This window comes from Phenylobacterium sp. (assembly GCF_036264965.1).
Lineage (GTDB): Bacteria > Pseudomonadota > Alphaproteobacteria > Caulobacterales > Caulobacteraceae > Phenylobacterium.
In genome coordinates, this window is the sequence record NZ_DATAPY010000129.1 from 23,970 (window position 1) to 38,026 (window position 14,057).

The window sequence follows — 14,057 nt, forward strand, 5'->3', positions numbered from 1 at the left end:
GGCGCAGGGCAAGCGCAGGCTGGTGATCAGGCCTTGAAAGCGGCCCATCCGCGGTGAAATGTCGGGGCCATGGAAGACGGCTTCTTCTCAGGCCAGCTGCTGATCGCCATGCCGGGGATCTCCGACCCGCGGTTCGAACGCGCCCTGATCCTGATCTGCGCGCACGACGAAGAGCACGCCATGGGCCTGGCGGTGAACAATCCCGTCGAGGGGCTGACGGTGCCGGATCTGCTCGACAAGCTCGACATCAAGGGGACGATCCAGCTGCCGCCGGACCTGGTGCTGATGGGCGGGCCGGTGGAGCGCGAGCGCGGCTTTGTGCTGCATTCCACCGACTACGAGGGCGAAGCGAGCCTGGACGTCGGGCCGGGCGTGGCGCTGACCGCCACCCGCGAGGTGCTGGAGGCCATGGCCAGCCACAATGGCGCGCCGTCGAAGAGCCTCCTGGCGCTGGGCTACGCCGGCTGGGGCGCGGGTCAGCTGGAGGACGAGATCAAGGCCAACGTCTGGCTGACCTGCGACGCCGACGACGAGCTGATCTTCGGCCACGATTTCGGGGGCAAATGGACCCGCGCGCTGGGCAAGCTGGGCGTCGATCCGGAGCGGTTGAGTTCGGCGGCCGGACGGGCTTAGCCCCGAGAGCCCACCCGCTCATCCCGGCGAAGGCCGGGACCCAGATGGAATGATTCAGAGGCGGGCTCGTATAGCTCAGCGCATTTCCAACCCACATCGGCGCTTCGCGATCTGGGTCCCGGCCTTCGCCGGGATGAGCGGAGATAGAGCTAGCCGCGCGAGCCCTTGGCCTTCACCGGGGCCGCGCCGTCGACATAGCTTTCGTTGAGGTAGACCTCGGCTTCCTGGGGCGACAGGGCCGGTGCATAGCCGAAGCCTTGGCCGTAGTCGCAGCCGAGCGACAGCAGCTGGCGGGCCATGCCGGCGTTTTCAACGCCCTCGGCGACGACTTCCAGGTTGAGGTCCTGGCCCAGCTTCACCACTGAGGAGACAATCTTCAGAGAGCCCTCGTTGGTGGCCATGGTGCGCACGAAGTAGCGGTCGATCTTCAGGGTGTCGAAGGGCAGGCGCGTCAGGTAGCTGAGCGACGAGAAGCCGGTGCCGAAGTCGTCGAGCGCCAGCGCCGCGCCGGCGGCGCGCAGTTCGGCGAGGATCACCGCTGCGCGCTCCGGGTCGCGCATGACGTCGCCCTCGGTGACTTCCAGCTTGAGCGCGCCCGGCGGCAGGCCGGTCTCGCGGCGGATGGCGGCCACGTCGGAGACCAGGTCCGGGCGGTCGATCTCGTGCGTCGACAGGTTCACCGCGACGGTCAGTTCGCCGGCGGCCTTGTGCTTCTGGCGCCAGGCGGCGAGCTGTTTGGCGGCCTCGCGCATCATCATGGCGCCCAACTCTTCCATCAGGCCCATCTCGTCGCAGAGCGGCAGGAAGGTGTCGGGCATCAGGAGGCCGCGGCGCGGGTGGCGCCAGCGGACCAGGGCCTCGAAGCCGGAGAGCGCGCCGGTCGAGAGGCGCACGATCGGTTGGTAGAAGGGCGTCAACTCGCCGCGGCCCAGCGCGCCCTTGAGGTCGCCCTCCAGGGCCAGGCGCGAGAGGCCATCGCTTTCCAGGCCGCGGCCGTAGGCGGCCGCGCCGCCGCGGCCGTGGCTCTTGGCGGCTTCCACGGCCAGTTCGGCGCGGCGCAGCAGCTCGGCGGCCTCCGGCGCGTCGGCGCCGCCGTGGGCGTCCACCGCGCCGATGGAGAGCGTCGGATGGATATCGAAGCCGGCGACCCGCAGGGGTTGCTCGAGGGCGCGGCGGAGGACTTCGGCGCCGGGCGAGGCGCCGACGGGGGCCATGGCGGCGAACTCATCCTCGCCGATGCGGGCCACGATTGCTTCCGACGGGAAGGCCGCGGCCAGCCGCGAGCCCAGGGCGGCCAGCACCAGGTCGGCGCGTTCATGGCCCAGCGCCTCGTTCAGGCGGCGCAGGCGATCGAGGTCGGCGACGATGACTTCATAGTGGCCGGGGACCGCCAGTTGCTCGCGCGCGCGGATGATGAAGCTGCGCCGGTCGAGCAGGCCGGTCAGCAGGTCCTGGTCGGAGGCGGCGAAGCGGGTCTCCGGGGCGACGACGCCGGCGGCGCGCACGCCCTCCTCCAGCCAGACGCCGCGCCAGATGGAGATGCCCGCGCCGCGCATGCGCAGACGCACGGCGACTTCGACGCCGGGCTCTTGGACGCGCAGGATATCTTCGGCGAAGGCGCGGTCCTGCGGCAAGGTGAGCGCGCGGAGAGCGGCGGAGGAGCAGTCTGGGGCCAGCGGACCGAGGCCGAGCGCCCGCGTCGCGCCGGTCAGGCGGATGCGGTCCTTCTCAGGCTCCCAGACCCAAAGGGCGACGTCGGCCGCGCCCAACGCTTCCAGCGTCGAGGTGGCGTCCCACATCCAACGATCGCTTGGCATCGCCAAAGGAAGAATCGCCCCGTTAACTTGAGGCCGCCGGGTGGCGGGCCTTGACCCAGAGTTTAGAGCCTTATGGTTTCCGAAAGGCTCTCAAGACCGCCGTTTCGGGTGGCCGGATTCAGACCGAAACGCCCTCGTCCGGACCCTCTGGCCGCTTCAGGGGCGAGATCAATCCGAACAGGACATGATCACGCCAGACGCCGTTAATTTTGAGATAAGCCTTGGCGAATCCCTCCTCCTCGAACCCGGCGCGGGCGAGCAGGTGGCGCGAGGCCGCGTTTTCGGGGATGCAGGCGGCCTCCAGGCGATGGAGCCCCAGGCTGCGGAAGGCGAAATCGCTGAGCGCCCGGACGGCGGCGAGCGTGTGGCCGTGGCGGGCGAAGGGCTTGCCGCACCAGTAGCCCACCGACCCCATCTGGGCGACGCCCCGGCGGACGTTGGAGAGCGTGATGCCGCCGGTCAGCGCCCCATCCTGGTGGCGGAACACGAAGAACGGATAGGAGGCGCCGGCTTCACGGTCGCGGGCGTAGGCGATCAGCCGTCGGCGATAGGCCGCGCGGCCCAGATCGTCGGCCGGCCAGGTGGGCTCCCAGGGCTGCAGGAACGCGCGGCTGACGGCCCGGAGCTCCCGCCACTCGGCGTAGTCGGCGGAACGCGGCGGCCGCAGGCTGATCCCCTCGCCGTCGACGCGAAGTCCGCTCTCCGGCGCGATCCAGTCCAACAGGGCCATGGGCGGCGAAGGTCGCGCGATTGCGCCCGCGCTGCAAGTCAGGGGTTCCTCCCCTTCATGGGGCAGTGAGGGTTCTGGTAGACAAGTTTACATCATAGACTAGTTGATCTATGACGCTGCCGACGCCGCGGCCTGGGGCCGTGCGCGGGTGATGAAGGGAGGGTGCGATGGGCGCCGCCAACGGAAATGACCGTCTGCATGGGCTCGACGCGGTAAGGGGCTACGCTCTCATGCTGGGCATCGTCTACCACGCCACCATGTCGTTCCTGCCGGGACCGCAAATCTGGGTGGTGCGCGACACGCACCAGAGCCTGTTCCTGTCGGGCCTGTTCTTCGTCAGCCACATGTTCCGGATGACGACCTTCTTCCTGATCGCTGGCTTCTTCGGCCACATAGTCGTCGAAAAGCGCGGCGTGAAGGCCTTCGTGAAGGACCGCGCCAAGCGCATCGCCCTGCCGCTGGTGGTCGGCTGGCCGATCCTGTTCGCGGCCATCGTCGGCGCCACCATCTATGGGGCCTATGTTTCGTCAGGCCACATGCCGACGGCCGCGGAACACGCCGCCGCCGTAGCCCATGGTCCTCGTCCGTCGCCACTGGCGTTCCCGCTGACCCACCTGTGGTTCCTCTATCTGCTGCTGTGGCTCTACGCGGCCACGCTGGGACTGCGCGCCCTGGTGCTGCGCCTCGACACCCACGGCCGCTTCCGGGCAAAAGCCGACGCCATCCTGGCGACCATCGTCGAGAGCCGCTTTGCGCCGGCGGCGCTGGCCCTCCCCGGCGCGCTGGCCATGGCCTTCACGGGGTTCGGCCTGGAGTGGTTCGGCATCCAGACGCCGGACAGCTCGCTGCTGCCCAACATCCCGGCCCTGGTCGCCTATTTCACCGCCTTCGGGTTCGGCTGGCTGTTGCATCGCCAGAGCGGACTGATGAACATCTGGGCGCGCCGCTGGCCGTTCCACCTGGTGCTGGCGATCGCCCTGACCGCCGATTGCCTGCGGATGGTCGGCGCCATCCCGCACGTGGCGCCCTCGCCGATCGGGCCCCAGCGGCTGCTCTATTCGGCCGTCTACAGCCTGGCGACCTGGAACTGGACCCTGGCGGTCATCGGCCTGGCGCTGAAGCATCTGTCCAACGAGAGCCCGGTGCGACGCTACATCGCCGACTCGTCCTATTGGCTCTACCTGATCCACCTGCCGATCGTGATGGTCCTGCAGGCGATGGTGGCCAAGCTGAACCTGCCGGCGGAGGTGAAGATCCTGATCGTGCTGGGCGTCGCCCTCCCGCTGATGTTCGCCAGCTACCAGCTGATGGTGCGCCGGACCTTCATCGGCGCCATCCTGAACGGGCGGCGCGCTGTCCCCAAGACCAAAAAAGGATCGGTGAAGTCCGCGCCGCGCCTGGCCCAACCGGAGCCCGCCGAATGAACGTTGATGACGCCCGCGACGACCTCGCCTTCATCCGCGCCCTCGTCGCGCCCGAGGACCACTGGCAGAGGCAGTTCGGCAAGCTCTATGCCGCGGCCGGGGCCTGCTACTCGGTCCAGATGCTGCTGCATATCGGCCAGTTCGCAGGGATCACGCCGAACGATGGCCTCGGCGCCCAGCTTATCGGCTGGGGGCCGTCGGTGGTGTTCCTCGCGATCCTCATTTGGGTCATCCGCCGTGACGGCCCTCAGCGCAGTGGATTGACGTCGCGGGCCGTGGGCGCGGTGTTCGCGGCGGTCGGCATGACCAACCTCGCACTCTGCCTCACCATTGGCTCGGTGGCGCTTCGGCTGCACAGCCTGACCCTGTGGCTGATCTACCCTTGCGTGGTGATGATCCTGCAAGGGCTGGCCTGGATGGTGGCCTTCATGCTGCGGCGCCGGGGTTGGCTGGGCCTCGTCGCGGTGGGCTGGTTCGGCGTCGGCGTGGCCATGGCGGTCTTCATCGACAACATGGTGGGCTACGTCGCCGCCGCGACGGTCGGCGTCGTCTGCTTCATGCTGATCCCCGGCCTCTATCTCATGCGCCAGGCCGGCCGGGACGCCTGACTTGGCCCAACCCAGCTACGACATCGGCAAGATCGACGACGTCATCCACGGGCGTCTTCGCCTGGGCGTCATGGCCTATCTTGCCAATGCCGAGGTCGCCGATTTCAACGAGCTGAAGGCCCTGCTCGACGTGACCCAGGGCAACCTGTCGGTCCAGCTCCGCAAGCTGGAGGACGCGGCCTATGTGACCATCGAGAAGGGCTACCTGGGCCGCAAGCCCCGCACCCAGGTACGGATCACGCCCGTCGGCCGCAAAGCGTTCGCCGCCTACCTCGAAGCGCTTGGCCGGGTGATCGGGCCGCAAAGCTAGCCGTCCACCCTACTCCCGACTGTCCCGGCGAACGCCGGGACCCAAGCTGAGTTTGGGCGATCCCCGCGGAACATCATTCTGCTCGGCATGGATCCCGGCTTTCGCCGGGATGAGCGGTACGGAGGATTACCCGAACAGCGCCTGTTCGAACGCCGGTGCGGCCTTCAGCGAGGCCTTGGGGCCCAGGACGGCGACCGCGGCCTTCCGGGGCGTGAGGATGCGTTCGGTGAGCTTCACCAGGTCGGCGGGCGTCACGGCGTCCACCTCGGCGGCGATCTCGGCGGGGTCGAGGGCGCGGCCGAACAGCAGGACCTGACCGGCGGCCTGTTCGGCGCGGGCCAGCGCGCCTTCGCGGCCCATGAACATAGCGCCCTTCAGCTGGGCTTTGGCGCGGGCGAGCTCGGCGTCGGGAACCGGCTTCAGCATGCCGGCGATCTCGCCGGCGGCGACGCGGGCCAGTTCGGCGGCGTCCTTCGCCGCGCAGCCGGCGAAGACACCTAGGATGCCCGCGTCGGCGTAGGTCTCGGAATAGGCGTCGATCGCATAGGCCAGGCCGCGGTTCTCGCGCGCCTCCTGGAACAGCCGCGAGGCCATGCCGCCGCCGAGGATCTCGGCCAGCAGGCGCAGCGCGAAATAGGCCTCGTCGGCGACGCTGACGGCGGGCAGCAGGAGGACGAGGTTGGCCTGTTCCAGCGGCTTGGCCACCGCCCGCTGGCCGCCGGTGAAGGCGGCGGGCGCCAGCGACGGCGGCGAGACGGCGTCGTCCGCCGTATGGCCGAAGTCGCGCTCGGCGAGCCGTAGCAGGTCGTCCTCGTCCACCGCGCCGGCGGCGCTGACCACCAGGGTCTTGGGCGAATAGAGGTGGCTGCGCCAGGCGCCGAGCGTCTGCGGCGTCGTGGTCCCGATGGACTGCACAGTGCCCAGGATCGGGCGGCCGAGCGGCTGACCGTCGAAGGCCGCAGTCTGGGCCAGTTCGAAGACCAGGTCGTCGGGGGCGTCGGCCGCCTCGGCGATCTCCTGGCCGACCACCTGCTTCTCGCGGGCGAGGTCGGCCTCGTCCATGGCCGGACGCTGGACCAGATCGGCCAGGACCTGCGAGCCCAGGTCGAGGCCGCCGGCCAGAGCGCGGACCTGGAAACTGGTGCGCTCATAGCCGGTGGCGGCGTTGATGTTGCCGCCCTGGGCCTCGATCACCTCGACGATCTCGCGGGCCGAACGGCCGCCGGCGCCCTTGAACACCATGTGTTCCAGCAGGTGCGACCAGCCGGAGCGGGTCTCATCCTCGGCCCGCGCGCCGCGGCCGGCGACCACCGACAGCGCCACCGTCTGCAGGCCCGGCATCGGGTCGCAGACCACGCGGACGCCGTTGCTTAGAATGTGGACTTTTGGCGTCATTCCCCTCCCCCTTGCGGGGAGGGGTCAGGGGCGGAGGTGCAAGCTGTGAGACTGGCGCCCAGGCCCCTCAAACTCGGCGCCGACACCCCCACTCCCAACCCTCTCCCCGCGAGGGGGAGAGGGCTTTGGAGGCTGAACCTTGGAAGCTTGCCGATGTCCCTACCCTTCCGAGAACGCGCGGACGTAGGCCTTGATGGTGTCGGCCTCCGCCGGCAGGCGGTCGAAGCGCTCGGGCCGGCCCGCGAGATCGGCGCCGCCGCGCGGCAGGGCCGGCGTGACGCCGCAGGCCTTAGCCACGGCTTCGGGGAACTTGGCGGGGTGCGCTGTGGACATGACCACCACGGGACCTTTCAGCCCCTTGGCGCGGCTGAGCGCCGAGAGCGCCACGGCGGTGTGCGGATCGACCAACTGGCCGGTCTCGTTGAGGGTCGAGACCATGGCGCGGGCGGTGTCGTCCTCGCTGGCGCTGGCGCCGCGGAACAGCTCCCGCATGGCGGCGTAAGCCTTCGGCGGCAGATCGATGGCCCCGGTCTCGGCGAAGGCGGTGAAGGCGCGGGCGGTGTCGGTCGCCTCGCGGTCCACGCCCTCGAAATAGAGCCGCTCGAAGTTGGACGCCGATTGGATATCCATGGCCGGCGACATGGTCGGATGGACCTTACCGCGCGCGTAGCGGCCGGTCTCGAAGGTCTGGGCCAGGATGTCGTTGGCGTTGGTGGCGACCAGGATCCGGTCCACCGGCAGGCCCATGCGGAAGGCCACGTAGCCCGCGAAGGCGTCGCCGAAATTGCCCGAGGGCACGGCGAAGGAGACGCGGCGGCCCGGCGCGCCCAGCGAGGCGGCCGTGGTGAAATAGTAGACCGCCTGGGCGGCGATGCGGGCGAAGTTGATCGAGTTGACGCCGGAGAGGTCCACGGCCTGGCGCAGCGCCTGGTCCTGGAAGGCGGCCTTCACGATGGCCTGGCAGTCGTCGAAGGAGCCCTTCACCGCCACGCAGGCGACGTTGGGTTCGGTGGCCGTGGTCATGAAGCGGCGCTGCACTTCGCTGATCCGGCCCTCCGGGAAGAGGGCGACGACCTTGACGTTCTTGCGTCCGCGGAAGGCCTCGACCGCCGCGCCGCCGGTGTCGCCGGAGGTGGCGCAGAGAATCGTCTGGGTTCGTCCCTGGCCGCCCAGCAAATGGTCGTAGAGCCGGGCGAGGATCTGCATCGCCACGTCTTTGAACGCCAGGCTCGGCCCGTGGAACAGCTCGGCCAGGAAGACCTCCGGGGCCAGCTGCACCAGGGGCACGACCGCCGAATGCGTGAAGGTCGAATAGGCCTCCTGGCACATCTCGCGCAGGTCGGCAGCGGCGATTTCGCCGTCGGCGAAGGCGCCGAGCACCTTGGCGGCGACCTCGGCATAGGGCTTGCCGGCGAAGCCGGCGATCTCGGCAGCGCTGAACGTCGGCCAGGTCTGCGGCACATAGAGGCCGCCGTCCGGCGCGAGCCCGCCCAGAACGGCGTCGACAAAGCCCACGTGCGGGGCCTGCCCCCGGGTGGAGACGTAGCGCATCAGCCTCTCATTCGCTTGAAGACCGCCGCGCCATAGACGCCTGCCAGGGCGCCTGCAAGGCCGAACCAGGTGAGCGCGTACTCCAGGTGGCGGTTGGGGATGTCCACCGGGAAGGGCGCCGGGATCAGGCCCTTGAAGTCGGGGTTGGTCGAGGTCTCGGCCATCAGGAACAGCGGCGCGACCGGCTGGTCGGCGTGCAGAGCCGCGGCCATCTTCCTGGCGTCGTGCAGGTACCATTTGCTGGGCGTGGCCGGCGGAGTGGTGAAGTTGCCGCGCTCGCCGGGACGCAGGACGCCGGTGACCTCGATCGGATCGAGGTTGGTGGTGTCGGGGAGCGGTCGGGCCGTGACCGTGTCGGGGATGAAGCCGCGGTCGACCAGGATCGAGCGGTAGGCGCCGCTCACCACCGGGCATGCGGAGATCAGCCGCGCGCCGATCTGACCCTCGCGCAGGCTGTAGAGCTCCAGCGCCGGCGCCCGCGCCAGGCCCGGGCAGGTCACCTTCACGCGGACGAACTCTTCGTCGTGGCCGAACGCCAGGGCGTCGAGCACCGGCTCCAGGGGCTTGGGCTGCGCGGCCTCAGCGCGGGCGATGCCGGCCAGCAAGGCTTCTTTCCACTTCAGGCGCTGCAGTTGCCAGACGCCCAGCCCGATGAGGATCGCGAACGCAATCATCGTGGCGATGGTCAGACCGACGGGAAAGCCCTTGGGTTCGGGCTTGCTCGGGCCGGCCTCGACCTGAGGCTCCCAAGAGCTAGCCATGGCGCGATTGCGACGCCTTGTTCTTGAACTGCGCCGCCAGCATCAGCCCCTTCATGGGGCGCAACAGCACCAGCACGATGACCAGGGTCATCGGCAGCCAGATCAGCAGGGTGAGCCAGACGGGCGTGCGGAACGCCACCATCGTGAAGAGCGCGCCGAAGGCCACGATCAGGCCCGCAATCAGGATCACGAAGACGGCGGGCCCGTCGCCGCTATCGGCCGCGGCGAGGTCGAAGCCGCAAGCCTCACACAGCGGCGACACCTTCAGGAAGCCTTCGAACAGGTGGCCCTCTCCGCAGTTGGGGCAGCGCCCGGCTGCGCCCGACAGCAGAGGGTCAGGCTTGCTCATCCAGGCGAGCCGCCGTGCGCTCCGAAGATCACGTAGATGAAGGCAAACAGGAACAGCCACACCACGTCGACGAAGTGCCAGTACCAGGCGGCCGCCTCGAAGCCGAAGTGCTTCTGCGGCGTGAAGCCGCCCGCCAGCAAGCGCCCCAGGCAGACCGTCAGGAAGATCGTCCCGATCAGCACGTGGAAGCCGTGGAAGCCCGTGGCCATGAAGAAGGACGAACCATAGAGGCCCGAGTTGGCCTGGCCCTCGCCGCCGAAGAAGTACTTGTGCTCGAGGATGTGGTTGTACTCGAACGCCTGGATCGAGGTGAACAGCACGCCCAGGATGATGGTCAGGACGAGGCCGATCTTGGCGCCCTTGCGGTCGCCGGTCTGTAGCGCGTGGTGCGCCCAGGTGACCGTGGTGCCCGAGAGCAGCAGGGTCAGCGTATTGACCAGCGGCAGCTGGAACGCCGGCACCGTCTCGATGCCCTTCGGCGGCCAGGTGGCCCAGGCGGCGCGGACGTCGTCGATGGAGGACGCGGCGCGCACGTGATGGAACAGCGCCATCTCGAAGAAGATCCAGAACCAGGCGACGAAGAACATCACTTCGGACGCGATGAACAGGATCATGCCGTAGCGCAGGCCGATGGAGACGACCGGGGTGTGATCGCCCTCGTTGGCCTCGATGGTCACATCGCGCCACCAGACGATCATCGTGAAGAGCACGCCGGCGAGACCCAGGAAGAACAGCCAGGAGGTGTGCGCCGGCAGGCCGAACAGGCCCTTCATCCAGGCGACGCCGCCCATGGCCATCGCCACCGCCGAGATCGAGCCGACCAGCGGCCACGGGCTCGGGTTGACCAGGTGGTAGTCGTGCTTCACGCCTGCGGCCATCGGTGGTCCTAGTCCCTCACAAATTCCACGGCCCGATGCGCGCAGACTCAACCCTGCGCGGATAGACCGGCTCGCGTCACGCTATAGCCCTGCCGCGCCGCCTCCGCCAAGGGGAAAGGCGGTCTTGGCGAAGCGCTTCAGTCCGCCGCCTGGGCCTTCGGCGGCTTCACGTCGGTGGCGGGGAAGAAGGTGTAGGAGAGCGTGATGGTCTTGCCGCCCTTGGTCTCGAAGTCCTGGGCGTATTTCGGGTCGACGAAATAGAGCACCGGCATCTCCACCGTGGCGCCGGCGGCGACCGTCTGGTCGGAGAAGCAGAAGCAGGAGAGCTTGCGGAAATAGACGCCGGCCTGGTCGGGGGCGACGTTGAACACCGCGCGCGCGGTCACCGGATGGTCGGCGTGGTTGGTGACCTTGAAGACCGCGACCTTGGTCTCGCCGATCTTGACCGTCTGCGAGCTCTGCTCGGAGGCGAAGTCCCAGGGCAGGCCGCGGACGTTGGTGTCGAAATGGATCTCGAGCGTCTGGTCCAGCACCTGGCCGGGCGCGGTCTCGGCCTTGCGGATCGTGCCGCCGTAGCCAGTGGCCTGGCAGAAGGCGCGGTAGAAGGGGATCGCCGCATAGGCCGCGCCGACCATGGCCACGAAGACCACGCCGCAGATCGCCGCGACGCGGCCGTTGCGGCTTATCCGGCGGCGGGCCGGCGCCGGATCAGAAGGGCCGGTTTGCGACACTGGCGCCCAGCTTCACGATGGTGACGACGAAGACCAGGATCACGAAGATCGCCAGGCCGAGCGCGAGCGCGATATTGCGGCCGCGGCGGGCGCGGGCGTTGGCGTCGTTCTCGCCGGCGGGATCGCTCATGACAACAGGTCCAGGGGTGTGACGCGCATCAGGTGCTCGCCCAGCAGGGTGGCGAAGAGCAGGGTCAGGTAGAGGATCGAGAAGGCGAACAGGTTGCGGGCATCCTTGGCGCCGGCCTTGACGTCATAGAGGCCGTCGTCCTTGCGTTGCGCCTGGGCGTCACCGGCGCGGCTGCGGAACAGGCGCACGGCCAGCAGCAGGAAGACCAGGCCGCCGAGGGCCGCCACCGCCAGGTAGATGGGCCCGCCCAGGCCGGTCAGCACCGGCGTCAGGCAGAGGGGCGTGAAGAGCAGGCTGTAGATCAGGATCTGTTTGCGGGTCGACGGCGCGCCGGCCACCAGGGGCATCATCGGCACGCCCGCTTTCTTGTAGTCCTCGCTGGTGTAGAGGCTGAGCGCCCAGAAATGCGGCGGGGTCCACATGAAGATGATAGCGCAGAGGATCCAGGCGTTCAGCGGAACCGTCCCGGTCGCCGCGGCCCAGCCGATCACCGGCGGCAGGGCGCCAGCCAGGCCGCCGATGACGATGTTCTGCGCCGTCCAGCGCTTCAGCCACATGGTGTAGACCACCGCGTAGAAGAGGATGGTGAAAGCCAGCAGGCCGGCCGCCAGCCAGTTCAGCGCCATGCCCATCAGCATGACCGAGAACATCGACAGCACCACGCCCAGCGCCAGGGCGTCGGCGCCCTGAACGCGGCCCGCCGGCACCGGCCGGCCGCGGGTGCGGCGCATCTTGGCGTCGATGTCGGCGTCGTACCACATGTTGAGCGCGCCCGAGGCGCCGGCCCCGACCGCGATGCAGAGGATGGCGACGCCGGCCAGGAACGGGTGCACCGGCGTCCCCGCGCAGACCAGACCAGTCAGGCCGGTGAACACCACCAGCGACATCACGCGCGGCTTCAGCAGCTGCAGGAAATCCTGCCAGCGGGCGGGCGCCCGAACGGGCGACTCTGCGGCGGTGGAGAGGGCCTCAGACATGGCCATCGGATCATACTCTCAAAATGATCGAGGGGCGCGAACCCTAGGATCCGCGCCCCTCGGGGCCTTGTCTTGGCGAAGACTGCCCTAATGACTGTCGGCGGTAACCACCGGCAGTTCGTTGAACTGGTGGAACGGCGGCGGCGAGGGCAGCGTCCATTCCAGCGTCGTGGCGCCTTCGCCCCAGGGGTTGGCCTCGGCCTTGCGGCGGAAGACCATGGCGTCGATCAGGACCACTAAGAAGACGCCCACGCCCACCAGGGTGATCGCGTAGCCGATCGAGGACACCTTGTTCCAGAAGGCGAAGCCGTCCGGATAGTCCACGTAGCGGCGCGGCATGCCCTGCAGGCCCAGGAAGTGCTGCGGGAAGAAGATCACGTTCACGCCGACGAAGGTGATCCAGAAGTGCAGCGCGCCCAGCCACTCGCGGTACTTCACGCCCCACATCTTCTCGAACCAATAGTAGAAGCCGGCGAAGATCGCGAACACGGCGCCCAGGCTCAGCACGTAGTGGAAGTGGGCCACCACGTAGTAGGTGTCCTGGAATTGGTAGTCGACGCCGGCGTTGGCCAGGACGACGCCGGTGACGCCGCCCAGGGTGAACAGGAAGATGAAGCCGATCGCCCACAGCATGGGCGTCTTGAAGTCGATCGACCCGCCCCACATCGTCGCGATCCAGCTGAACACCTTCACGCCCGTGGGCACGGCGATGACCATGGTGGCGGCCACGAAGTAGGCCGTCAGGTTCACGTTCATGCCCGTGGTGAACATGTGGTGCGCCCACACCAGGAAGCCGATGAAGCCGATGGCCACCATGGCGTAGGCCATGGCGAGGTAGCCGAAGACCGGCTTCTTCGAGAAGGTCGAGACGATGTGGCTGATCATGCCGAAGCCCGGCAGGATCAGGATGTAGACCTCGGGGTGGCCGAAGAACCAGAACAGGTGCTGGAACATCAGCGGGTCGCCGCCATTCTGGACGTCGAAGAAGTGGGTCCCGAAGTTGCGGTCGGTGAGCAGCATGGTGATGGCGCCGGCCAGCACCGCAGCGCCAGCAGCAAGAGCCACGTCGTCACCAGGATCGACCATACGAACAGCGGCATCTTGTGCAGCGTCATGCCCGGCGCGCGCATGTTGAAGATGGTGGTGATGAAGTTGATCGCGCCGAGGATCGACGAAGCCCCGGCCAGGTGGATGGACAGGATGGCGAAGTCCATCGCCGGGCCGGTGTGGCCGGTGGTCGAGAGCGGCGCGTAGATCGTCCAGCCGGTGCCGGCGCCGTAGCCCGGGCCGCCGTCGACGAACATCGACAGCACCAGCAGCGCGAACGAGGAGACCAGCAGCCAGAACGACATGTTGTTCATGCGCGGGAACGCCATGTCGGGCGCGCCGATCATGATCGGCACGAACCAGTTGCCGAAGCCGCCAATCATCGCCGGCATCACCATGAAGAAAATCATGATCAGGCCGTGCGCGGTGGCGACGACGTTGTAGGCGTGGTGGCCGGCCGAGACGCTGGTGATGTGCAGGAGGCCCGCGATGAAGCTGCCGGGGCGGAAGATCTGCACGCCCGGGTGCATCAGCTCCAGGCGGATCAGGCCCGAGAGCGCCGCCCCGATCGTCCCCGCTATGATGGCGAAGATGATGTAGAGCGTGCCGATGTCCTTGTGGTTGGTCGACAGGAACCAGCGGGTGAAGAAGGGCGGCTTGTGATCCTGATCCCCGTGAGCGTCGTGCTCATGAGCCTCGTGCGAAGCGGCGTGCGT

Annotated in this window: 14 protein-coding genes and 1 pseudogene; 4 read left to right on the forward strand and 11 right to left on the reverse strand. The window is 68.4% G+C overall.

The window, feature by feature from the left end; all coding sequences use genetic code 11:
• The first annotated feature begins 69 nt into the window (after nt 1–69).
• The gene (locus VHS75_RS17330; protein ID WP_329639866.1) at nt 70–633 is read left to right on the forward strand and encodes a YqgE/AlgH family protein; all 564 of its coding nucleotides are present in this window, start codon (nt 70–72) and stop codon (nt 631–633) included.
• Between the two features lie 149 nt (nt 634–782).
• Here the strand turns inward: VHS75_RS17330 and VHS75_RS17335 are convergent, their stop codons facing one another.
• On the reverse strand, nt 783–2,450 hold the full coding sequence (locus VHS75_RS17335) for a bifunctional diguanylate cyclase/phosphodiesterase (protein WP_329639867.1): 1,668 nt from the start codon (nt 2,448–2,450) through the stop codon (nt 783–785).
• Between the two features lie 118 nt (nt 2,451–2,568).
• The gene (locus VHS75_RS17340) at nt 2,569–3,180 is read right to left on the reverse strand and encodes a GNAT family protein (protein WP_329639868.1); all 612 of its coding nucleotides are present in this window, start codon (nt 3,178–3,180) and stop codon (nt 2,569–2,571) included.
• A gap of 167 nt (nt 3,181–3,347) precedes the next feature.
• On the opposite strand from VHS75_RS17340, the gene VHS75_RS17345 reads away from it, so the two are divergent.
• From VHS75_RS17345 to VHS75_RS17355, 3 genes are read left to right on the forward strand one after another with little or no spacing between them, the layout of a single operon-like run.
• Nucleotides 3,348–4,604, forward strand: a complete 1,257-nt coding sequence (locus tag VHS75_RS17345) for an acyltransferase family protein (RefSeq protein ID WP_329639869.1) — start codon at nt 3,348–3,350, stop codon at nt 4,602–4,604.
• A complete protein-coding gene (locus VHS75_RS17350) occupies nt 4,601–5,212 on the forward strand; it encodes a hypothetical protein (protein WP_329639870.1) in 612 nt (203 codons plus the stop codon). Before VHS75_RS17345 ends, VHS75_RS17350 begins: the two co-directional genes overlap by 4 nt.
• 1 nt (nt 5,213) lies before the next feature.
• Entirely contained in the window at nt 5,214–5,522 is a 309-nt protein-coding gene (locus VHS75_RS17355; protein ID WP_329639871.1) for a transcriptional regulator, read from the forward strand.
• Between the two features lie 126 nt (nt 5,523–5,648).
• On the opposite strand, the gene VHS75_RS17360 is transcribed toward VHS75_RS17355, so the two are convergent.
• From VHS75_RS17360 to ctaD, 9 genes and pseudogenes are all read right to left on the reverse strand, one after another.
• A complete protein-coding gene (locus tag VHS75_RS17360; protein WP_329639872.1) occupies nt 5,649–6,917 on the reverse strand; it encodes a pitrilysin family protein in 1,269 nt (422 codons plus the stop codon).
• A 159-nt stretch (nt 6,918–7,076) separates the two neighbouring features.
• A complete protein-coding gene (gene thrC, locus VHS75_RS17365; protein ID WP_329639873.1) occupies nt 7,077–8,468 on the reverse strand; it encodes a threonine synthase in 1,392 nt (463 codons plus the stop codon).
• A complete protein-coding gene (locus VHS75_RS17370) occupies nt 8,468–9,229 on the reverse strand; it encodes an SURF1 family protein (protein ID WP_329639874.1) in 762 nt (253 codons plus the stop codon). The genes thrC and VHS75_RS17370 overlap by 1 nt, the downstream gene beginning before the upstream one ends.
• Entirely contained in the window at nt 9,222–9,578 is a 357-nt protein-coding gene (locus VHS75_RS17375; protein ID WP_293366813.1) for a DUF983 domain-containing protein, read from the reverse strand. The genes VHS75_RS17370 and VHS75_RS17375 overlap by 8 nt, the downstream gene beginning before the upstream one ends.
• Nucleotides 9,575–10,456 (reverse strand): cytochrome c oxidase subunit 3, encoded by an 882-nt coding sequence (locus tag VHS75_RS17380; protein WP_329639875.1) that lies wholly within the window; start codon nt 10,454–10,456, stop codon nt 9,575–9,577. Before VHS75_RS17380 ends, VHS75_RS17375 begins: the two co-directional genes overlap by 4 nt.
• Before the next feature lie 137 nt (nt 10,457–10,593).
• Nucleotides 10,594–11,187 (reverse strand): cytochrome c oxidase assembly protein, encoded by a 594-nt coding sequence (locus tag VHS75_RS17385; protein ID WP_329639876.1) that lies wholly within the window; start codon nt 11,185–11,187, stop codon nt 10,594–10,596.
• Nucleotides 11,165–11,317: a hypothetical protein gene (locus VHS75_RS17390; RefSeq protein ID WP_329639877.1), complete on the reverse strand. Its 153-nt coding sequence runs from the start codon at nt 11,315–11,317 to the stop codon at nt 11,165–11,167. The genes VHS75_RS17385 and VHS75_RS17390 overlap by 23 nt, the downstream gene beginning before the upstream one ends.
• Nucleotides 11,314–12,300, reverse strand: coding sequence for a heme o synthase (gene cyoE / locus VHS75_RS17395; protein ID WP_329639878.1), 987 nt, complete (start codon nt 12,298–12,300; stop codon nt 11,314–11,316). The genes VHS75_RS17390 and cyoE overlap by 4 nt, the downstream gene beginning before the upstream one ends.
• Before the next feature lie 81 nt (nt 12,301–12,381).
• A pseudogene (ctaD, locus tag VHS75_RS17400) lies at nt 12,382–14,057 on the reverse strand (cytochrome c oxidase subunit I); the annotation flags it as partial.